The sequence below is a fragment of the Streptomyces sp. NPDC002698 genome, from assembly GCF_042888945.1.
Lineage (GTDB): Bacteria > Actinomycetota > Actinomycetes > Streptomycetales > Streptomycetaceae > Streptomyces.
The window spans coordinates 21,879-43,174 of the sequence record NZ_JBIAQM010000033.1 but is presented as its reverse complement, the minus strand read 5'-3'; the positions used below and the strand labels follow the sequence as shown (position 1 = coordinate 43,174).

Genomic DNA, 21,296 nt, shown 5'->3' with positions numbered 1-21,296 from the left:
CAGCGCATCGACAGGAGAGACCCTCGTGCCGAAGTCACGTATCCGCAAGAAGGCCGACTACACGCCGCCCCCGGCGAAGCAGGCGACCAACATCAAGCTGACCAGCAACACGTGGGTCGCACCAGCCATGCTGGCCATGTTCCTCATCGGCCTCGCCTGGATCGTCGTCTTCTACGTGACGGACGGCACCCTGCCGATCGACGCGCTCGACAACTGGAACATCGTGGTCGGCTTCGGCTTCATCGCGGCCGGGTTCGGCGTCTCCACGCAGTGGAAGTGACCGCCTTCGCCCACTCGGCGGCGGCACGGGAACGAACTCTGCCCACAGCTCTCCACTGAGTTATCCACAAGAGTTGTCCACAGGTGGAAAAGAAAGACGATCTGTGGATAACTCGCGGTCGGTTGACGCCGGTATGACTGGTCCACCAGCCCCCGCAAACCTGTTCGCCCCCTGTCCGACCTGGGAAAACTCGGGTCAGTGACAGGGGGCACAGTTGTTCCCGCGCAGCGTGCACAAGATCGGCCAGGATCTGTGGACAACATCACTTCTCAGGTGAGCCGTGCACTGTCTCAGGTGAGCCGGGCCCGCCCTCTCAGGTGAGCTGAGCCGTTCTGAGCAGCGTGGTGACGACCACGGCGACCAGCATCAGCGCGGACACGCCGTACTGGACGAGGTTCCTCCGCTCGCGCGGGGCGTGGACCATCGCGTAGCCGACCACCACACCGCCGATCAGACCGCCTACGTGCGCCTGCCAGGCGATGTTGAAACCGGGCGAGAAACTGATGATCAGGTTGACCACCAGCAGGCCGATGACCGGGCGCATGTCGTAGTTGAGCCGGCGCATCAGGACCGCGGTGGCGCCGAACAGACCGAAGATCGCGCCGGAGGCGCCGAGCGACGGCTGGTTGGGACCGGCGAGCAGATAGGTGAGCGCGCTGCCCGCGAGGCCCGAGACGAAGTAGAGGGTGATGTAGCGGGCGCGGCCGAGGGCCGCCTCCAGCGGACCGCCGACCCACCACAGGCTGAGCATGTTGAAGATGATGTGCGTGGGGTTGTCGGGCGCGTGCAGGAACATCGACGTCAGCATCCGGTACCACTGGCCCTCGGCCACGCCCTGGACCTCGCCGGAGAGCAGGGCGCGGCCGAAGAGGTCGAAGCGGTCGGTGAAGGAGTCGCCCACCGAGACCTGGACGAGGTAGAGGGCCAGGTTGAGGCCGATCAGGACCTTGGTGACGAGCCGGGGGTCCGCCGCGACGGTGCCGCCCGCGAGGGTGCGGGGCTGGTTGGCCGCCGGGGCGTGGCCGGTGCCGGAGCCGCCGCGGACGCAGTCGGGGCACTGGAAGCCGACGGAGGCGCTGACCATGCACTCGGGGCAGATCGGGCGCTCGCAGCGGGTACAGCGCACGCCGGCCTCGCGGTCCGGGTGCCGGTAGCAGCCGGGCAGGCTCCCGGCGTCCTGCGGTCCCTGGTCCCGCGGTCCCTGCGGGCTGCCGGGCGGCTGCTGGTCCATGGGGTCCCCTCAATCTCCGTACGGCGGCTCGCACAGGGTCACAGCGGGTCCGGGGCAACGCACCGCCCCGTCCATCCTTACGGATGAACGGGGCGTTTGGTTCCCCGCGGGACGCTTCGGGCTCAAGGGCGAAGAGCCCGGCGCGGGCTCAGCGTTCGCGGGTCTCGACAACGACCGACTCGATCACGATGTCGTCGACCGGGCGTTCCGTGCGCGGGCTGGTCGGGGCGCCGGCGATGGCGTCCACGACCTTCTGGCTGGCAGCGTCCGTGATCTCACCGAAGATGGTGTGCTTGCGTGTCAGCCAGGCCGTCGGGGAGACGGTGATGAAGAACTGGGATCCGTTGGTGGCCGGGCCCGCGTTGGCCATGGCCAGCAGGTAGGGCCTGTCGAACCGGAGGTCCGGGTGGAACTCGTCCTCGAACTGGTAGCCGGGGCCCCCGGTACCGTTACCCAGCGGGTCGCCGCCCTGGATCATGAAGCCGCTGATCACCCGGTGGAAGACCGTGCCGTCGTACAGCTTGTCCATGGAGGTCACACCCGTCTGCGGGTTGACCCACTCGCGCTCACCCGTGGCGAGTTCGACGAAGTTCCGGACCGTCCTCGGCGCGTGGTTCGGCAGGAGCCGGATGTCGATGTCGCCCTGGCTGGTCTTCAGGGTGGCGTAAAGCTGCTCGGCCACGATCCGCCTTCCGTTGCCTTCTCTTGACGGCCCGATCCTCGCACGGACAGGACCGCTCGGCCCCTGACCGCCACCCCCGGACGCACGTGCGGACGCGGAAGCGCGGAAGAACGTCGTGCGCACGGAAAGTCCTGCGCACAGAAGGTCGTACGTACAGAAAGTCGTGCGTACGGAAATCCCGTCGAGTCGCGCCGGACGGGAGCGGGCAGCGGCGATCCGTGGCATTGTCGACGACAAGCTCCTGTTGCCCGTATTGATCCGCTATCTCACTTGATCGACACCTGACCGGCCCCGTCCCTGGAGTCTCCGGGAGTCGGCACCCGTGACACGGATGCCCGCCCTCACATGCCCCGGACCCCGTGGACGCGCATGATCCCCCTAGGGGTGGAAAGGTGAACTGTGTGTCTTTGGGGGTACCAGGTACCCCCGACGTACGCCACCGAGGAGGAGGAAACCCGTGACCCGCATCGACAGCGTGCGCGCCGCGACCGGCTCGGCGAAGGACAGCGTGCTGCACGCCGCGGAAGTGGTGGCGCCTTACGCCGACACAGCCAAGGACAGGGCCTCGTACTACGCGAGCGAAGCACGTGTACGGCTCGCGCCGAAGGTGTCGCAGGCCGCCGAGCAGGCCCGCGTCCAGTACGACGCCTATCTCGCGCCGCGCCTTGAGCAGGCCCGTACCCATGTGCCGCCGAAGGTCGACCAGGTCGCCCAGGAAGCGGCCATCCGCACCCGCCAGGCCGCCCGCCAGGCCGCCGACTATTCCAAGCCGAGGATCGAACAGGCGGTGGCCGCGACCCAGCCGGTCCGGGACGAGGCGGCGGCGCGCGGCGTGGCGGCCATCGCCGCCCTGCGCGGCCAGGTCACGCCGCAGGAGATCCAGAAACTGCTCCGCAAGCACGAGCGCCGAGCACGGACCGGCCGTCTCGTGAAGGCGCTGGCCGTGCTGGGGATTTTGACGGGCGGAGCTTTCGCCGCCTGGAAGTGGTGGGACAAGCAGGCCAACCCCGACTGGCTCGTCGAGCCTCCGGCCGCGACCGAGGTGCCCGAGACGGGACACCTGTCGGCGGTCGACGGCAGCGGCCAGTCCGACCTGGACCCCGAGGTACAGGCCAAGGAAGCCGAGGAGAAGGCGGCGGAGCGCGACGACCGCCACTGAACCACCCAACATCGCCGCGGGGGGGGGGGGGGGGGGGGGGGGGGGGGGCCGGCGCGGGGGGGGGGGGGGGGGGGGGGGCAACGCGCCCCCCCCCGCGCCCCCCCGCGCCCCGCCCCCCCCCCCCCCCCCCCCCCCCCCCCCCCCCCCCCGGGCGCGCCCCCCCCCCCCCCCCCCCCCCCCCCCCCCGCGGCGATGTTTCACGTGGAACAACCGCACGAGCGGCCGCGAGCGCTCCGCGGAGGATTTACCCGCACCGCTCGCGATGACGTTTGCAACGGTCTTCGTGTGCAGTATCCATGGAGATGTTGTTGACGGAATGCGTCGAACCGGTCACTCGGCAGCCCGTTCGGCAGCTCACACAAGGGTCCTGGCAGCCCTACCACCCCTCGACACCGCGCCCGCCGTACGCACAGCCGACCCACAGGACGTGCGCCACCCATTCTGTTTGCGCAAAGAAATGCAACGCCTGCAAAGGCTGTCCTGTGACTCACGTCACTGAAGTGACTCACTCCTGGTCCCGCCCGGTCCGAGAACGTCCCACCAGGGGTGCGCACGGACGCGGGGGCATACGAAAACCGGCCAGCCGCCCTATGGGCGTCTGGCCGGTCCGGTGTGTGGAGCCTAGGGGAGTCGAACCCCTGACATCTGCCATGCAAAGACAGCGCTCTACCAACTGAGCTAAGGCCCCGTAATGAGGAGCGTCCGACCACAGGAACCATCTGTCGACGGGCGCCGCAGACCAGAGTACCGGGTCACCCAGGGGATCTCGCAAAATATTGGGGGTCCCCGTGGACGACCACTCTCCGTAAGATGCTCGACGTGGTTCGCTGTCGCGAACCGCGGTACTTGGGGAAGCGATGGGGAGACGCAATGGACGCCGCACAGCAGGAAGCAACCGCGAGAGCCCGGGAGCTGCAGCGGAACTGGTACGGGGAGCCGTTGGGGGCGCTCTTCCGTAGGCTCATAGAGGACCTGGGTCTGAATCAGGCGCGTCTTGCCGGGGTACTGGGGCTGTCCGCGCCCATGTTGTCGCAGCTGATGAGCGGTCAGCGGGCCAAGATCGGCAATCCGGCGGTGGTCCAGCGCGTCCAGCTTCTGCAGGACCTGGCGGGGCAGGTCGCCGACGGGAGCGTCAGCGCAGCCGAGGCGACCGAGCGGATGGACGAGATCAAGAAGTCCCAGGGGGGATCGGTGCTCAGCAACACCACGCAGTCCACGACCAGTTCGGGAGCCCCGACGGTCAAGCGGGTGGTCCGCGAGATCCAGTCACTGCTGCGTTCGGTGGCCGCCGCCGGAGACATCATCGACGCGGCGGACACCCTCGCCCCGACCCACCCGGAACTGGCAGAGTTCCTCCGGGTCTACGGTGCCGGCCGTACGTCCGACGCGGTCGCGCACTACCAGTCCCACCAGAACTGAGCCGAGCCCGGCCGCCGACCGCGGGCGCTGGAAGCAGTGACACCTTCCAGCCGCCGCACGTCATGCAGCCGGGCACCTCGGAAGAGGTCTCCGGACCGACCGCCGAAGGGGAGCGACGTACGACCATGGGTGAGGTCTTCGCAGGCCGGTACGAACTGGTCGACCCGATCGGGCGCGGGGGAGTCGGTGCGGTGTGGCGCGCCTGGGACCACAGGCGGCGCCGGTACGTGGCCGCCAAGGTGCTCCAGCAGAGCGACGCGCACGCCCTCCTGCGATTCGTGCGGGAACAGGCGCTGCGGATCGATCATCCACATGTACTGGCTCCCGCCAGCTGGGCCGCCGACGACGACAAGGTCCTGTTCACCATGGACCTGGTGGCCGGGGGCTCCCTGGTCCATCTGGTCAACGACTACGGCCCCCTGCCTCCCGCCTTCGTCTGCACCCTGACCGACCAGCTCCTGGCGGGTCTCGGCGCCGTGCACGCGGAGGGAGTGGTGCACCGCGACATCAAGCCCGCCAACATACTTCTCGAAGCGACCGGCACGGGCCGGCCGAGGTTGCGTCTGTCCGACTTCGGCATCGCCATGCGGCTGGGCGAACCACGCCTGACCGAGACCAACTACGTGGTGGGAACGCCGGGTTACTTCGCGCCCGAGCAGATGCTGGGCTGCGAGCCCGATTTCCCCGCCGACCTGTTCGCCGTCGGCCTGGTCGCCCTGTACCTCCTGGAAGGCGGCAAGCCCGACGCCAAGGCGCTGATCGAGTACTTCGCCGAGCACGGCACGCCGTCCGCGCCGCGGGGCATACCCGAGCCCCTGTGGCAGGTCGTGGCGATGCTCCTCCAGCCCGATCCGCAGGCCCGCTTCCGGACCGCCACAGGGGCGCGCAAGGCCCTCGCCGCGGCGGTCGAGCTGCTGCCCGAGCCCGGACCCGACGACGAACTGATCGAGGTCTTCGACCAACTCGGGCCGCTGCCGGAGGGGTTCGGACCCAGAGGTCCCCTGGAACAGGGGGCGGCTCCGGCAGGGAGCTCACGAACGCTGTCCTCCCGTGGATTTCCGGACACCACAGCCGCGGCCCCGGGAATCGACTCCGGCCCGAGCTCCGGTTCGCATGTCGGATCGGATTTCGGATCAGGCGTCGGATCAGGGTTCGGAGCGATCCCCGGTTCGGACTTCGGTCCCGACTCCGGTACGAGACACGGCTCGAACGGCTCCGGCGTTCTTCCAGCCTCGACGCCCGCGCCCGGCCCGGAGGAGGAATCCGGCTCCGCGCCCGTCCCGGGACCGAACGAGCAGAACCATCAGAACGCCCCGGACGAGTCGGAAGAGTTGCGGGAGCCGCGAAAGGGCGCTCACGGAGGCTTCCGGTCCGTCCCCGGCTCCGGGGGCGGGTCGCGCGGCCTCGGGACCGGGAACGTACCGGAACCCCGTCCCGCCGGCGCCGGGCAGGGCTCGGGGCAGTGGCCCGCCGGGGACGGCATACCGGCTCGACCCAGCCGCGCGAGGGCGGGAGTCGAGCCCGGCCCCGAGCACGTGCAGCCCCCGGCCGCCCCCGACGGCGTACCGGCCCGGCCCGCGTCCGAGGACGACCGGTCCCCCGCCACGCCGGACGGCACACCCCAGGACCCCGCCTCCGCCTCCGCTCCCGGGACCTCCCCCCAGCCGTCCTCGATGTCGGACACCGGTAGTTTCCATCTGCCTCCGCCCCAGCCCGCCACCGCCGACCCCCGTCGACAGCCGCCGGCCGAGCCTCCCGGCGACCGGTCCCCCCACTCACTGACACCGCACCCTCAGGAGCCCCGCCCGGACCTGCGGGCGCCCACTCCCCCCACCTCGGTCCCGCTCCCCCCGCCGGCGTCCGCCCCGTTCTCCCCTCCGCCCTACGACCCGACCCCGACCCCGACGCCGACTCCCCCGACCGCGCCGCTTCCCGTGTACGCGTCCGCCCCGCACCGGTCCCCGGTCCCGTCCGCCGCGATGCCGCAGCACACGTACGCCTCCACTGTTTCGTACACCGCCCGTTCCGTTCAGGTTCCGCCGGGAACCGCGGCCCGTCCGGGACACCGCAGAAGGCGCGCACGTCCGCGTCCGGGGCCGCCCGCCGCGGTCGCCGTGCCGATGCTGCTGCTCGCCCTGGCCTGTTTCGCGGTCGGATTCTGGGCACTGACCCAGGTCTGAGTCCGGGACGGATCCAGGTCTGAGTCCGGGACGGATCCAGGTCTGAGTCCGGGAAGAACGAGAGGCGGCGCCGGGCGCTACCGGTCCCGTGCCGCCCCGTGCTCCCAAGGGGCCGGTGCCGGCAGCGAGGCCGAGGCCGTGTCGGCGTCCTCGGGCGCGGGCCGGACGGTCCGCGCCGCCCGGCGGCGCGCGATCACGGTCCACATCCCGAGCGTCAGCATCAGCATGGTTCCGGTACCGATGCCGCCCGCGGCGACCAGTTTCATGACGCCGCCGCGGCCGGTGCCGCCGCCGCTCTCCCCGGTGCCCGCCGCGCCGTCCGCCGTTCCGTCGCCGGCCGCGTCGTCGAAACCGCCCGCCGGAACGGCGAACACGTCCCCGGGTACCGGTTTCCCCGCGTAGGCAGGGCCCGTCCCCGCCGCTCCGGCCACGCGCACCCGCAGCGTCAGCCCGAACGGCCCCTCGCCGAAGCGGTCGGCGACCTGCGCGGCGAGATGGACCACGAGGTAGTAGGAGCCGGCGAACCGCATCCCGCTCACACGGTCGTTGAGGGCGTAGCGGTTCTCGTAGGCGACGGGAGGCAGCGGGGCGAGCGCGGCGGAACGCTGGCCGCCGTCGTACCCGGAGCCGACGTCGTCGACGAGGCCTCGTACCGGGTTGTAGAGGGACATGACCAGGGCGGTGCCGACAGAGCCCTCCCCCCGGCTCGCGCTGCCCAGGTCCGCGGTCGCGTAGACCTGCTGTCCCCAGTCGACCGGCACCTTGTAGAAGCGGGTCTGCCCCGGGCTGATGCCGTCCTTCCAGACTCCCTGTCCGAGCGGGACGGCCCCGCTGAATCCCGCGCCGCCGCCGCGGTGCTTCGCGTCCCCCACGAGCGGCTCGGGCGACGCCGAGTTCCAGGCTTCCGGAGCGCTCGTCGGTCCGGAAGCCGTCTTCGGAGCGGGCTCCGACGCATAGCCGAGTTCCAGGTCCCAGGGGCGGGACGCGGAGGACTCCGTGCCGGACGGAGCCTCCGTACCGCTCGTCGCGCCCGCCGCCCCGGTGCGTTCGACGACCACGTAGTACGTTCCCGCCGTCTGGCAGGCGTAGTGCTCACCGCTCGTCTCGCGGGAGGCCCAGGCGGCGATGGGGTGCGGGCTCTGGGTGGCGCCGAAGTGGACGGTGCCGGTGAAGGAGCAGTTGCGGCCGTTGGCGTCCTGAAGGGAGACCTTGAGGCCGTCCGAGTAGGAGACCGTCGCGCCGGGCCGGGGGACGGCGGTGGCGGATACGTAAGCGTCGGAGTCGGCACCGAGTTCGAGGCGGTAATACATCCTGCCGTCCCTCCCCGCGAGTCCGACGGAGCTCTTGTACGTCCGGCCGGGCCGAAGGAGTACGGAGTCGGTCGTGCCGACCGCGCCCTTGACGGCGATGGCGTCCTCGGCGAAGGCGTACGGCCCGGACGTGCCGTCGGCGGCCGTGCCCGCGCCCTTCGCGGTGGTCCGCGCATCGGCGGTCTGGGGGGTGGCGGCGGCCCTGCCCGCGGGTGCGAGGCTCACGCACAGCGCGGCGGCCAGCGCCGTGGCCGCGAGCATCCGGCCGTGCCACGACCTCGCACGCCGGCCTCCGGCACACCGGCCCTTCGTGCGCCGCCCCATCACGCGCCACCCCTCGTCGAAGCCCCCTGGCGCGGACCATCCTGCCCCGTCAGCCACCGCGACACCCGGGCTATCGGAGGGAGCGGCCGAAAGGAAGCGGCCGAACGCCCTCGGGTTTTGCCCCCGCAACCGATTCGCTTGCGTTCGTGAACCGACGGGCTTCCGGGAAACACAAAACCCCGACCGCGAGGCGGCCGGGGTCTGCTCCGAGACTGTTGTCGATCCTCACGAACCCGTGGGCACGGAGTCGGTCGCCTCCGTCCACAGATCCTGCTCGGCGCGATCCGCCTGGATCTGGCGGTACACGAGGAGCCCGCCGATGGCGGCCAGTGCGACCAGGAGAAGCTTCTTCACCGCGCGACCTCGTCCTTCGTTGACGTAGGGGACTTCTGGCGCCCGACTATACACACCGACCGATATCGATCGGTGACCTGGATCGGCCCCCAACTGCGGCCCCGCGTACAGCGGGAGAGCGGGATGACACCGCTCCGATCTCACGGTGATCACGCGTCACAGACTGTGACTTTTATGGGCATCTACGAGCTTTTCTGATCACTTGCGACCATCCGGGTGGTGTTCATCTGAACATCAACGCGCCACGGGCGCAGGTCCACCACTTCACGGCCCACCTACACATCATGAGGAAAGTACGCAAATCGCCCGACCCGAAAGTGAGGGGCCGTGACCCAGAACAAGGTCATGAAGCTGTGGAGCGCGATCGTCACCGCCTTCCTGGCGCTGTGCGCGACGCTCGGACTCGTCACCACCACCGCGGCCGCCGCGGTACCGCAGGCCGGCCCGGCCCGCAACACGGAGTCCTCGGTGGCGGCCCCCGCGACCGCCCAGGTCCCGGCAGCCTGGACCTGGTCCCACAACCGGGCCCTGCCCCCCACGATGAAGCAACGCATCCGCGCCGAGGCGCACGGCTCCTCGCCGAGCTGCCGGCACCGCGCACCGGCGGACGAGGGCACGGCGGAGGCCGCCGCTCCCGGCAGCACGGAGGGCCTCGCGGAACCCTACGCCTGTTCCGGGCCCGAGACGCTCGCAACGCCCGGCACGGAGCCTCTGGGGGCCTTCACGCCGGTGACACGGCTCCAGCGCTAGCCGATCTCGATCCGGGCGCCGGGACAGGCGCCGATCCAGGCACCGCGGCAGGCACGGGACGGACGTCGAGGCAGGCCCCGGGACGGGCACCTCGGCAGGCGCGAACAGGCACCACGGCCGGCACAGGACGGGCGTCGCACAGGCGCCGGACGAACGACGCCGGACGAACACCGCAGCAGGCGGGAAGCGCCGTACGAGAACGCGGTACGAGGCGGAAAGCACGGACACCGCCCCCGGCCACTTCCCCAGCCTCACGGTTCCCGGCCGCTCCTCGGACCACCGTTCCTCAGCATCCCCTCGGGCCCCACTCCGTGGAGCGCGGCCCGTACCCCCTCACAGACACCCTGAAGTAGCGGCGAACTTGCGTACGAAGCACCCAGGGCAAAGGCCCGGCGACTCTTCCCAGTCGCCGGGCCTTCGACATCGCGGCGGCACCTCCGGGCGGTCGGCAAGCCCGGCGGGCTCCCGAAGCTCCACCGCTTCCGGGGAGTCCGCCCGTCGGCCGACACGGTCCCCCGGGCCGGTCCCGGCGACACCCGCGCGCGATCCACGAACTGCCGGCCATAAACGCCGAAGACCCCCGACCGTGATGGCTGGGGGTCTTCGAACTGGTGGGGCTAACAGGATTTGAACCTGTGGCCTCATCCTTATCAGGGATGCGCTCTAACCAACTGAGCTATAGCCCCGCCGCGCTTTGCGGTGTGTGTCCCGCGCGCTGACCTCTGAAGATTAGCGCACGACGCGGCCAGTCCCAAAATCGATAGTCGGAGGGCGTTTGAACGCGCCCTCACTCATCCTCTGCGAGGGTCAGCTCCACGCCGCCGACGAAGCCGGCGGAGAGGTTGTAGATGAACGCTCCGAGGGTCGCCAGAGCGGTCGCGAGGACCACGTCGATGACCGCGATGACCGACGTGAACATCAGGACGTGCGGCAGCGAGAGGAACGACTGGAGGTCGAAGCCGTTGGACTCGTTCGACCCGGTCGCCTCGGAGATGGTGCCGCCGACGGTCGAGAAGACGCCCATCGCGTCCATGACCATCCACAGCACCGCCGCCGCCACGATCGTGCAGATGCCGAGCGCGATGGAGAGCAGGAAGCTGACCTTCATCACCGACCACGGGTCGGCCTTGGCCACCCGCAGCCGCGCCTTGCGCACGCGCGGTGTCGTCCGCGCGCCCGTGCGCGGCCGGCGGACCGCGCCGGCCGGAGCCTGCGCCGGGTACGCCTGCGGCGGGTGATACGGCTGTGCGGGCTGCTGCCCGTGCCGCTCGCCCGGCAGCGGCGACGCCGCCGCGGACGGCGCCACCGGCGGCGTGCCCGGAGCGACCGGGGCCGCCTGCCCGCCCGCGTGCTGCTGGGCCTGCTGGCCTCGGGTGTCGGTCACAGTTCCCCCCTGGGATCCATGAGAGTCATGGGAGTCGGTTCCGTCCATGGCGGTGCCACGGCCGCCGTCCGTTTCCGTACCGGTCGATCCGGCGCCCGTGGCTCCACTCACGACGACTCACTCCTCGCGCTACTCGGCCGAGGACGGCTCGCCCTCTTCCGTACCGACGGCCTCGACGCCCTCGGCGGTCTCGTCCACGGGCTCATCGCCGTCGACCTCCTCCGCCTCACGGCCGGCCTCGGCGTTACGAGCGATGCCGACCACGGCATCGCGCTTGCCCAGGTTGATCAGTTGGACGCCCATGGTGTCACGGCCCGTCTCCCTGACCTCGTTGACTCGCGTACGAATCACACCACCGGACAGTGTGATGGCGAGGATCTCGTCGGTCTCCTCGACCACCAGCGCGCCGACCAGGGAACCACGGTCCTCGACGATCTTGGCGGCCTTGATACCGAGGCCGCCGCGACCCTGGACGCGGTACTCGTCGACGGCGGTCCGCTTCGCGTACCCACCGTCTGTGGCAGTGAACACGAACGTACCGGGTCGAACAACATTCATCGAGAGCAGCTCGTCGCTCTCGCGGAAGCTCATGCCCTTGACGCCCGAGGTCGCACGGCCCATCGGTCGCAAAGCGTCATCCGTCGCGGTGAACCTGATCGACTGGGCCTTCTTGCTGATCAGCAGCAGATCGTCCTCTGCGGAGACGAGCTCGGCTCCGATCAGTTCGTCGTCGGATCCGTCCTCGGTCTCGCGCAGGTTGATCGCGATGACACCCCCGGAACGGGGCGAATCGTAATCCTTGAGCGGCGTCTTCTTGACCAGTCCGCCCTTGGTGGCCAGCACCAGGTAGGGCGCCGCCTCGTAGTCGCGGATCGCGAGGATCTCGGCGATCGCCTCGTCCGGCTGGAAGGCCAGCAGGTTGGCGACGTGCTGGCCACGCGCGTCACGGCCGGCGTCCGGGAGCTCGTAGGCCTTGGCGCGGTAGACCCGGCCCTTGTTGGTGAAGAACAGCAGCCAGTGGTGCGTCGTCGACACGAAGAAGTGGTCGACGATGTCGTCCTGCTTCAGCTTCGTACCGCGGACGCCCTTGCCGCCCCGCTTCTGCGAGCGGTAGTCCTCGGTCTTGGTGCGCTTGATGTAGCCGCCGCGCGTGATGGTGACGACGATGTCCTCTTCGGCGATCAGGTCCTCGATGGACATGTCACCGTCGAAGGGCACCAGCTTGGAGCGGCGGTCGTCGCCGAACTTCTCGACGATCGCGGCGAGCTCCTCGCTGATGATGCCGCGCTGACGCACCGGCGAGGCGAGGATCTCGTTGTACTCGCGGATCTTGGCCTGGAGCTCGTCGTGCTCCTGGATGATCTTCTGACGCTCCAGGGCGGCCAGTCGACGCAGCTGCATCTCGAGGATCGCGTTGGCCTGGATCTCGTCGATCTCCAGGAGGCCCATCAGGCCCTCGCGCGCGATCTCCACGGTGTCGCTGCGCCGGATGAGCGCGATGACCTCGTCGATGGCGTCCAGGGCCTTCAGCAGGCCGCGCAGGATGTGCGCGCGCTCCTCGGCCTTGCGCAGCCGGAACTTCGTCCGGCGGACGATGACCTCGATCTGGTGCGCCACCCAGTGGCGGATGAACGCGTCCAGGGAGAGGGTGCGCGGCACACCGTCGACGAGCGCCAGCATGTTCGCGCCGAAGTTCGTCTGGAGGTCGGTGTGCTTGTAGAGGTTGTTCAGGACGACCTTGGCGACGGCGTCCCGCTTGAGGACGATCACGAGCCGCTGGCCGGTACGGGAACTGGTCTCGTCCCGCACGTCCGCGATGCCGCCGACCTTGCCGTCCTTGACCAGGTCGGCGATCTTCTGGGCGAGGTTGTCGGGGTTGACCTGGTAGGGGAGTTCGGTGACCACCAGGCACTGGCGGTTCTGGATCTCCTCGACCTCGACGACCGCGCGCATCGTGATGGAGCCACGGCCCGTGCGGTACGCCTCCTCGATGCCCTTGCGGCCCACGACGAGAGCGCCGCTCGGGAAGTCGGGGCCCTTGATGCGCTCGATCAGCGCGTCCAGGAGCTCCTCGTGGGAGGACTCCGGGTTCTCCAGGTACCACTGGGCGCCGGCCGCGACCTCGCGCAGGTTGTGCGGCGGGATGTTGGTCGCCATGCCGACCGCGATACCGGCGGAGCCGTTGATCAGCAGGTTCGGGAAGCGGGCCGGCAGGACGGTCGGCTCCTGGGAGCGGCCGTCGTAGTTGTCCGTGAAGTCGACGGTCTCCTCGTCGATGTCGCGGACCATCTCCATGGACAGCGGCATCATCTTGCACTCGGTGTACCGCATCGCGGCCGCCGGGTCGTTGCCGGGAGATCCGAAGTTGCCGTTGGAGTCCACCAGCGGCATGCGCATCGACCACGGCTGCGCGAGGCGGACCAGCGCGTCGTAGATCGAGGAGTCGCCGTGCGGGTGGTAGTTGCCCATGACGTCGCCGACGACGCGGGCGCACTTGTAGAAGCCCTTCTCGGGCCGGTAGCCGCCGTCGTACATCGCGTACAGGACGCGGCGGTGGACGGGCTTGAGACCGTCCCGCACGTCGGGCAGCGCGCGCGACACGATGACGGACATCGCGTAGTCGAGGTACGAGCGCTGCATCTCGGTCTCGAGCCCGACGGGCTCGATGCGCATGGCGATGTCGCCCGCTTCAGGATTGCTCGGTGCGTTCTCGTCGGTCATTGCTGGTGAAGATCCTTTCTGACGCGGTCAGCTGAGACCGACTCAGATGTCGAGGAAGCGGACGTCCTTGGCGTTGCGCTGGATGAACGCGCGGCGGGCCTCGACGTCCTCGCCCATGAGGACGGAGAAGAGATCGTCGGCCTGGGCGGCGTCGTCGAGGGTGACCTGGCCGAGGACGCGGTGCTCCTGGTCCATGGTCGTGATGCGCAGCTCCTCGGCGTTCATCTCACCGAGACCCTTGAAGCGCTGGATCGAGTCCTCGCGCACGCGCTTGCCGGCCTGGCGGCCGAGCTCGATCAGCGCGTCGCGCTCGCGGTCCGAGTACGCGTACTCGAAGTCGTCCCGGCCCCACTTGAGCTTGTACAGCGGCGGGCGGGACAGGAAGACGTGCCCTGCCTCGACCAGCGGGCGCATGAAGCGGAACAGGAAGGTCAGCAGCAGGGTGTTGATGTGCTGGCCGTCGACGTCGGCGTCCGCCATCAGAATGATCTTGTGATAGCGGAGCTTCGCGATGTCGAAGTCCTCGTGGACTCCGGTGCCGAAGGCGGAGATCAGTGCCTGGATCTCCTGGTTCTGCAGGATCTTGTCGATCCGCGCCTTCTCGACGTTGAGGATCTTTCCCCGGATCGGGAGGATGGCCTGGTACTGCGGGTTCCGGCCGGACTTGGCCGAGCCGCCGGCGGAGTCACCCTCGACGATGAAGATCTCGCACTTGGTGGGGTCGTTCGACTGGCAGTCGGAGAGCTTGCCCGGCAGGGACGCCGACTCCAGGAGGCCCTTGCGACGCGTCAGGTCACGCGCCTTGCGGGCCGCCACGCGCGCGGTGGCCGCCTGGATGGACTTGCGGATGATGTCCGCGGCCTCGACCGGGTTGCGGTCCAGCCAGTCGTTGAGGTGCTCGTAGACCGCCTTCTGGACGAAGGTCTTCGCCTCCGTGTTGCCCAGCTTGGTCTTGGTCTGGCCCTCGAACTGAGGCTCGCTCAGCTTGACCGAGATGATCGCGGTCAGACCCTCGCGGATGTCGTCACCCGTGAGGTTGTCGTCCTTCTCGCGAAGCAGCTTCTTGTCGCGCGCGTACTTGTTGATGAGCGAGGTCAGCGCCGCGCGGAAGCCCTCCTCGTGCGTGCCGCCCTCGTGGGTGTGGATGATGTTGGCGAAGGAGTACACGCCCTCGCTGTAGCCGCTGTTCCACTGCATCGCGACCTCGAGGGACAGGCTCTTGTCCTTGTCCTCGGCTTCGAGGTCGATGACGGTGGGGTGCACCGCCTCTCCCTTGCGGGAGTTGAGGTACTTCACGAAGTCGACGATGCCGCCCTCGTAGTGGTACGTGACGGTCTTGACCTCGTCCTTCTCGTCAGCACCCGCCTCGTCCGCCCCGGCGACGGCCTTCGCCGAATCACGCTCATCGGTGAGTTTGATCGTCAAACCCTTGTTGAGGAACGCCATCTCCTGGAAGCGCCGCGAGAGCGTCTCGAAGGAGTACTCCGTGGTCTCGAAGATGTCCGCGTCGGCCCAGAAGGTGACCGACGTTCCGGTCTCGTCCGTGGCCTCGTGCTGGGAGAGAGGGGCCGTCGGGACGCCCAGCTTGTAGTCCTGCGTCCAGCGGTGACCGTCGGTCTTGACCTCGACGGAGATCTTGCTCGACAGGGCGTTCACGACGGAGACGCCGACGCCGTGCAGACCGCCGGAGACCGCGTATCCGCCTCCGCCGAACTTGCCGCCCGCGTGCAGCACGGTCAGCACGACCTCGAGGGCCGGCTTGCCCTCGGAGGCGACGATGCCCACCGGGATGCCGCGGCCGTTGTCGACGACGCGCACGCCGCCGTCCGGGAGGATCGTGATCTCGATCGTGTCCGCGTGGCCGGCCAGCGCCTCGTCGACCGAGTTGTCCACCACCTCGTACACGAGGTGGTGGAGTCCACGCTCACCGGTCGAACCGATGTACATGCCAGGTCGCTTGCGGACCGCGTCCAAACCCTCGAGGACGGTGATGGCACTGGCGTCGTACGAGGATGTGACCTCGCCGTTCGCGCCGGCGTCGGTGGACGGGATGTTCTCGTTGGGGTTGCCGGAATCGGCCACGAAGCGCCCTTTCTGGCACAGCACAAGCCGAACTCCCGGCGGGTGGCCGGAGCGGCTGCGGCGTGTTGCGGTGGTAAGCCTTAGTCAGCGTTGCTCGGTGCGTCCCACTAGTGGGGCGGGATTAGCTTCCAGTCTACCGGTAGCGCTGACAGTGATGGGGGTTTGCCGGTACCTGAGTCCGCATGTGCCGCCCTGAACCGGTCTCGCCCGACTCCCCATATGCGGACCCGGGCCCAAAGAGGCTTACAGCGGCACTCAGCCCTTCCGGGTGTCAACCCCCGGCTACTGACGGGTCAGGTCGCCGTCCACTGTCGCGCGCGGTCGCCCGCGGAGGTCGCCCGGAGCATGCCGAGCGGCGTCCCGCAGGGTGTCCGAGATGGCCTTCGAGCCGTCTTCGATACCTGTCTGACCAGCGGATATCGATGGTTCTCCGGATTGCCGGACGGGGGGTGGCCCAGAGCGGCGCGCCCCCTGGGCGACAGCCTGCGAGGACCACGGAGGACAGGGGGGTGTCCACGGGCGGGATCGGTGAGGGATCCGGGGGTGCGGCGATCGGCCGGCTCCTGTGCCCCGCGGCGGCGGTACACGCCCCGGACCCGGGCGCGGCACGGCCCGGCACCGCCCCGGACGACGGCCGGAATTCGCCCATGGCCATCGACCCGGCCCGGTCACGATCTCCCGGGTCAGCGGGACGGCCGGCCCGGAAACGGCCGAGATCGCCGGGTCGGAGGACGGCCGGCGTCGCCTGGATCGACCGCGGTCGACGCTCCGGCGCGGCAGCCGTCCGCGGAGGGGGTCAGGATCGCCCGCGCCCGGGACCGGCGCGGCCGAATCGTCCGGCGGCCGCCCGAGGGCGCGACGACGCCGGTCACCGCCCCGTGAGGGGCGTCCACGCGGGTACGCCGTCCGCAGGACCGGCGGGCGGTGACCGGCGCCGGCCGGTCACCCGTAGGTGTCGCCGGGACCCGTGCTGCCCGGAGCGCGCAGCGGCCCGTAACGGCGTGGCGGGCCCATCGGCCCCTGGACCTTGAGCAGACGCACGGTGCCGTGGCCGAGGTCCTGGTTCAGCCGCGCCACCAGTTGCGGCGCCAGCAGGCGCAGCTGGGTCGCCCAGGCGGTCGAGTCGCACTGCACCGTGAGCACCCGCTCGGCCGGGTCGTCGTCGTAGCGCAGCGGAACGCAGTGGTTGGCCAGGTCGTCGCCGACGATCTGCGGCCAGCGGCCCATCACGCCGCCCACCGCGGCAGGGGTCTCCCAGCCGCGCTCGGTGAGCAGCCGGTTGATCGCGGAACCGAGCGCCATGGGGTCGCGCCCGTCGGCACCCGAACCGGAGCGCAGACCGCCGCCGCGACGCGCCTGCTTCTTCTGCTGGGCCGCGTCCCCACGCGCGCGTGCCTGTTCCTTCGCGGCCCGCAGCGCCACGCGCGCGAGGTCGACGCCGGACGGCTCCGGGGTCTTCTTGCGGGGCTCGGCGCCCTCGGCACCGGTTCCCGATGTGTTCTCCGTCATAGGCGCTCCACCGTGCCTTCGGACACGGCGTACCGCGCCCCGGTCAGAACATCCGGTACGTCGTCGTCCACGGCGGCGGTCACGAGGACCTGCTCACCGGGGGCGACGAGCTCCGCTAGGCGCTCGCGTCTGCGGCTGTCCAGCTCCGCGAAGACGTCGTCGAGGACCAGCACCGGCTCGTTGCCCTCGGCCCTGAGCAGGTCGTACGAGGCCAGGCGCAGAGCCAGCGCGTACGACCAGGACTCTCCGTGCGAGGCGTATCCCTTGGCGGGCAGCCGGCCGAGTTTGAGGACCAGATCGTCCCGGTGGGGCCCCACGAGGGTCACACCGCGCTCGATCTCCGGCTTGCGGGCCTCCTCCATGGCGGTCATGAGCTGGGCGTAGAGCTCCTCGCGGGCGTGGCCGACGACGCCGGGCGAGGACGCCTTGTACTCCAGGGCGAGGGGCCCGCCGCCGGGCGCCAGTTGCTCGTACGCCTTGTCGGCCAGCGGCTGGATCGCCGCGACCAGGTCGAGCCGCTGGGCCGTCAGCTCGGCTCCCACGCGCGCGAGGTGCTGGTCCCACACGTCGAGCGTGGACAGGTCCATGGTGCGGCCGCCGTGCCGGCGGGCCATCGCGGCCGACTTCAGGAGGGTGTTGCGCTGCTTGAGGACCCGGTCGTAGTCGGATCGGACGCCCGCCATGCGCGGGGAGCGGGCGGTGATCAGTTCGTCGAGGAACCGGCGCCGCTCCCCGGGGTCGCCCTTGATCAGGGCGAGATCCTCGGGCGCGAACAGGACGGTTCGTACGATGCCGAGTACGTCACGGGGTCTGACCTGGGAGGACCTGTTGATACGGGCGCGGTTGGCCTTGCCGGGGTTCAGCTCCAGCTCGATGAGCTGCTGGCGCTCCCCCTGGCGGACATTGGCCCGGATGACCGCCCGGTCGGCGCCCATGCGGACGAGCGGCGCGTCCGAGGAGACGCGGTGGCTGCCGAGGGTCGCGAGATAGCCGACGGCCTCGACCAGATTCGTCTTGCCCTGTCCGTTGGGCCCCACGAACGCGGTGACGCCCGGGTCGAGCGGGACCTCGACCCGGGCGTACGAGCGGTAGTCGGCCAGCGACAGATGCGTGACGTGCATGGTCGTTCGCCGACCTCCCCCAGCGTGGTGTTTCGGGTGTTGCGGGTTCCGACCGGGGTCCGCACGGACCCCGGTCCTCAGGTTCTTCCCCCGGCTGTGGACAACCGGGTCACCCCGGGTGCGGAGAACCCGGGGCGTCGATCAAGCCTTCTCGACGGCGTGGCCGCCGAACTGGTTGCGCAGCGCCGCGATCATCTTCATCTGCGGCGAGTCGTCCTGCCGCGAGGCGAAGCGGGCGAAGAGCGACGCGGTGATCGCGGGCAGCGGCACCGCGTGGTCGATGGCGGCCTCCACCGTCCACCGGCCCTCGCCGGAGTCCTGCGCGAAGCCCTTGAGCTTCTCCAGGTGCTCGTCCTCGTCCAGCGCGTTGACGGCGAGGTCGAGCAGCCAGGAGCGGATGACCGTGCCTTCCTGCCAGGAACGGAAGACCTCGCGCACGTCCGTGACGGAGTCGACCTTCTCCAGGAGCTCCCAGCCCTCGGCGTAAGCCTGCATCATGGCGTACTCGATGCCGTTGTGGACCATCTTCGCGAAGTGACCCGCGCCGACCTTGCCGGCGTGCACCGCTCCGAAGTCGCCCTCGGGCTTGAGCGCGTCGAAGACGGGCTGGACCAGGGCGACGTGCTCGGCGTGGCCGCCGTACATCAGCGCGTAGCCGTTCTCCAGGCCCCAGACGCCGCCCGAGACGCCGCAGTCGACGAAGCCGATGCCCTTGATGCCCAGCTCGACGGCGTGCTTCTCGTCGTCCGTCCAGCGCGAGTTGCCGCCGTCCACGACGACGTCGCCCGGCTCCAGCAGGGCGGCCAGCTCGTCGACGGTGGACTGGGTCGCGGCGCCCGCGGGGACCATGACCCACACCACGCGCGGGCCCTTGAGCTTGCCCACAAGTTCTTCCAGGCTGTGGACATCGGCGAGGTCCGGGTTGCGGTCGTATCCGATGACGGTGTGACCTGCGCGGCGGATCCGCTCGCGCATGTTGCCGCCCATCTTGCCGAGGCCGACGAGACCGAGCTCCATCAGTTGTTCCTTAGGGGTTGCGACGTGGCGTGAGGGCACTCTCGTACCCGGGTCCGAGCCTAGACCGGGGGGTACCACCCACGCCTTTCGGGCATCGGTGGAACTCACGCACATCTGTGGGCATACGCGCTCATACGTATGCCCCGCCCGCGGTGCGCCCGCCGGTCCCCGGGACCGGCGGGCTCCGGGATCAGCCGGACAGGCGCACCGGCATGATCAGGTACTTGTAGGCCTCGTCCGCCTCGGCGTCCACGGCGGGCTTGCCGCTGAGCAGCGCCGGCTTCGTGGACGTCGTGAAGGAGAGCTGGGCCACCGGCGAATCGATGGCGCTCAGGCCGTCGAGCAGGAACGTCGGGTTGAAGGCGATCGAGACGTCGTCGCCCTCCAGCTGGGCGTCGACCCTTTCCACAGCCTGTGCGTCGTCGCTGGAGCCGGCCTCCAGGATCAGCACGCCCTGCTCGAAGCTCAGCCGCACCGGGGTGTTGCGCTCGGCGACCAGGGCCACGCGCTTGACGGCCTCCACGAAGGGGGCGGTCTCGATGACGGCGATGGAGTTGAACTCCGTCGGGAACAGGGAGCGGTACTTCGGGAGGTCGCCTTCGAGCAGACGGGTGGTCGTACGCCGCCCGGCGCCCTCGAAGCCGATCAGGCCCTCGCCCGCGCCGGAACCGGACAGCGCCAGGATCACGCTGTCGCCGCCCGTGAGGGCCTTGGCGGTGTCCAGGAGCGTCTTGGCGGGCACCAGGGCGACCGCGGACGCCTCCGGGTTCTCCGGCTTCCACAGGAACTCGCGGACCGCGAAGCGGTACCGGTCGGTGGACGCCAGGGTGACCTTGTCGCCCTCGATCTCGATGCGCACACCGGTGAGCACGGGGAGCGTGTCGTCGCGCCCGGCGGCGATGGCCACCTGGGCGGCGGCGGAGGCGAAGACCTCACCGGGGACGGTGCCGGTCGCCGACGGCATCTGGGGCAGTGCCGGGTACTCCTCCACAGGCAGGGTGTGGAGTGTGAACCGCGAGGAGCCGCAGACCACGGTCGCCCGTACACCGTCTGTGGAAATCTCCACCGGCCGGTTGGGCAGCGCGCGGCAGATGTCCGCGAGGAGGCGGCCGGACACGAGGACCGTGCCCTCCTCGTCGATCTCCGCGTCCACGGAGACCCGCGCCGAGACCTCGTAGTCGAAGCTGGAGAGGCTCAGTGCGCCCTCTTCGGCCTTCAGAAGGAGGCCGGCGAGGACAGGAGCCGGCGGACGGGCCGGGAGGCTGCGTGCCGCCCAGGCCACTGCCTCCGCGAGTACGTCGCGTTCCACCCGGATCTTCACCGTTGCCGCCTCCGTCTGTTGCCGGCGCTCTCGCCCTGCTGGCCTTCGTCGTCTGACTCGGTGCCGTTCCGACCGCTGAGGGGACGGACACCGGGGACCAGTCTGACGCACGGCGCTGACAGTCGTTGCCCCTCGGGGTCAAGTCGTGCCGAGCGGCAGTCGAGCCGCCGAGAGCAAGTTGTGCACAGCCCCCACTTCGAAACGATTCCCAGGCTCTCTCTAGTTGGTCTTAGTAGTAGGGCCTGTGGAAACCGTGGATAACCCCGTTTTCGCAGCTCAGAGGCGATTTTTTGTCCACCGACCCTGTGGGTGGAGGCGGTGGACAACCGGGGGTATCTGTGGACGACGAAAAGTTCTGCACACTCGGTCCACAGCCGGGGGCGACTTCTCCCCAACGTCGTCCCCAGCTTTACCCACGTTCCCCACAGCCCAATCCGGCACCTCGGTGTGAC

General features: G+C 69.9%; 16 protein-coding genes and 2 tRNA genes. 5 read left to right on the top strand and 13 right to left on the bottom strand.

All coding sequences use genetic code 11. The features are described 5' to 3' along the window. Positions 1 to 25 precede the first annotated feature (25 nt). Positions 26 to 280: a cell division protein CrgA gene (crgA, locus tag ACFYW9_RS32380; RefSeq protein ID WP_326786732.1), complete on the top strand. Its 255-nt coding sequence runs from the start codon at positions 26 to 28 to the stop codon at positions 278 to 280. A 313-nt stretch (positions 281 to 593) separates the two neighbouring features. On the opposite strand, the gene ACFYW9_RS32375 is transcribed toward crgA, so the two are convergent. Both ACFYW9_RS32375 and ACFYW9_RS32370 read right to left on the bottom strand, forming a co-directional pair. Continuing rightward, positions 594 to 1,511, bottom strand: a complete 918-nt coding sequence (locus ACFYW9_RS32375; protein WP_389157929.1) for a rhomboid family intramembrane serine protease — start codon at positions 1,509 to 1,511, stop codon at positions 594 to 596. 148 nt (positions 1,512 to 1,659) lie between these two features. Next, positions 1,660 to 2,193: a peptidylprolyl isomerase gene (locus tag ACFYW9_RS32370; protein ID WP_389157926.1), complete on the bottom strand. Its 534-nt coding sequence runs from the start codon at positions 2,191 to 2,193 to the stop codon at positions 1,660 to 1,662. A gap of 457 nt (positions 2,194 to 2,650) precedes the next feature. On the opposite strand from ACFYW9_RS32370, the gene ACFYW9_RS32365 reads away from it, so the two are divergent. Further along, positions 2,651 to 3,352, top strand: coding sequence for a DUF5324 family protein (locus ACFYW9_RS32365; RefSeq protein ID WP_389157923.1), 702 nt, complete (start codon positions 2,651 to 2,653; stop codon positions 3,350 to 3,352). 615 nt (positions 3,353 to 3,967) lie between these two features. Here the strand turns inward: ACFYW9_RS32365 and ACFYW9_RS32360 are convergent. Next, positions 3,968 to 4,040, bottom strand: a tRNA-Ala gene (locus ACFYW9_RS32360). A gap of 182 nt (positions 4,041 to 4,222) precedes the next feature. Between ACFYW9_RS32360 and ACFYW9_RS32355 the strand changes: the two genes are divergently transcribed. Together ACFYW9_RS32355 and ACFYW9_RS32350 are read left to right on the top strand one after the other, a co-directional pair. Further along, positions 4,223 to 4,771: a transcriptional regulator gene (locus ACFYW9_RS32355; RefSeq protein WP_037689714.1), complete on the top strand. Its 549-nt coding sequence runs from the start codon at positions 4,223 to 4,225 to the stop codon at positions 4,769 to 4,771. 125 nt (positions 4,772 to 4,896) lie between these two features. Then, on the top strand, positions 4,897 to 6,951 hold the full coding sequence (locus ACFYW9_RS32350) for a protein kinase (RefSeq protein WP_389157918.1): 2,055 nt from the start codon (positions 4,897 to 4,899) through the stop codon (positions 6,949 to 6,951). A 77-nt stretch (positions 6,952 to 7,028) separates the two neighbouring features. Here the strand turns inward: ACFYW9_RS32350 and ACFYW9_RS32345 are convergent, their stop codons facing one another. Together ACFYW9_RS32345 and ACFYW9_RS32340 are read right to left on the bottom strand one after the other, a co-directional pair. Beyond that, the gene (locus tag ACFYW9_RS32345) at positions 7,029 to 8,522 is read right to left on the bottom strand and encodes a hypothetical protein (RefSeq protein ID WP_389157915.1); all 1,494 of its coding nucleotides are present in this window, start codon (positions 8,520 to 8,522) and stop codon (positions 7,029 to 7,031) included. 288 nt (positions 8,523 to 8,810) lie between these two features. Then, positions 8,811 to 8,939, bottom strand: a complete 129-nt coding sequence (locus tag ACFYW9_RS32340) for a DLW-39 family protein (RefSeq protein WP_003999697.1) — start codon at positions 8,937 to 8,939, stop codon at positions 8,811 to 8,813. Between the two features lie 327 nt (positions 8,940 to 9,266). Between ACFYW9_RS32340 and ACFYW9_RS32335 the strand changes: the two genes are divergently transcribed. Beyond that, the gene (locus tag ACFYW9_RS32335) at positions 9,267 to 9,689 is read left to right on the top strand and encodes a DUF6344 domain-containing protein (RefSeq protein ID WP_389157912.1); all 423 of its coding nucleotides are present in this window, start codon (positions 9,267 to 9,269) and stop codon (positions 9,687 to 9,689) included. 609 nt (positions 9,690 to 10,298) lie between these two features. Here the strand turns inward: ACFYW9_RS32335 and ACFYW9_RS32330 are convergent. The 8 genes from ACFYW9_RS32330 to dnaN form a co-directional block, all read right to left on the bottom strand. Then, a tRNA-Ile gene (locus ACFYW9_RS32330) sits at positions 10,299 to 10,375 on the bottom strand. 101 nt (positions 10,376 to 10,476) lie between these two features. Beyond that, positions 10,477 to 11,184 (bottom strand): DUF3566 domain-containing protein, encoded by a 708-nt coding sequence (locus ACFYW9_RS32325; protein WP_351869303.1) that lies wholly within the window; start codon positions 11,182 to 11,184, stop codon positions 10,477 to 10,479. Between the two features lie 18 nt (positions 11,185 to 11,202). Further along, positions 11,203 to 13,794: a DNA gyrase subunit A gene (gene gyrA, locus ACFYW9_RS32320; protein WP_351869306.1), complete on the bottom strand. Its 2,592-nt coding sequence runs from the start codon at positions 13,792 to 13,794 to the stop codon at positions 11,203 to 11,205. Between the two features lie 42 nt (positions 13,795 to 13,836). Beyond that, a complete protein-coding gene (gene gyrB / locus ACFYW9_RS32315; protein ID WP_351869309.1) occupies positions 13,837 to 15,900 on the bottom strand; it encodes a DNA topoisomerase (ATP-hydrolyzing) subunit B in 2,064 nt (687 codons plus the stop codon). Positions 15,901 to 16,818: 918 nt separating this feature from the next. Continuing rightward, positions 16,819 to 17,385, bottom strand: a complete 567-nt coding sequence (locus ACFYW9_RS32310) for a DUF721 domain-containing protein (RefSeq protein ID WP_389157905.1) — start codon at positions 17,383 to 17,385, stop codon at positions 16,819 to 16,821. Further along, on the bottom strand, positions 17,382 to 18,506 hold the full coding sequence (recF, locus tag ACFYW9_RS32305) for a DNA replication/repair protein RecF (RefSeq protein ID WP_351869314.1): 1,125 nt from the start codon (positions 18,504 to 18,506) through the stop codon (positions 17,382 to 17,384). Before recF ends, ACFYW9_RS32310 begins: the two co-directional genes overlap by 4 nt. Positions 18,507 to 18,647: 141 nt before the next feature. Further along, entirely contained in the window at positions 18,648 to 19,523 is an 876-nt protein-coding gene (gnd, locus tag ACFYW9_RS32300; RefSeq protein WP_328670360.1) for a phosphogluconate dehydrogenase (NAD(+)-dependent, decarboxylating), read from the bottom strand. A 190-nt stretch (positions 19,524 to 19,713) separates the two neighbouring features. Further along, the gene (dnaN, locus tag ACFYW9_RS32295; protein WP_326786746.1) at positions 19,714 to 20,844 is read right to left on the bottom strand and encodes a DNA polymerase III subunit beta; all 1,131 of its coding nucleotides are present in this window, start codon (positions 20,842 to 20,844) and stop codon (positions 19,714 to 19,716) included. Between the last annotated feature and the right edge of the window lie 452 nt (positions 20,845 to 21,296).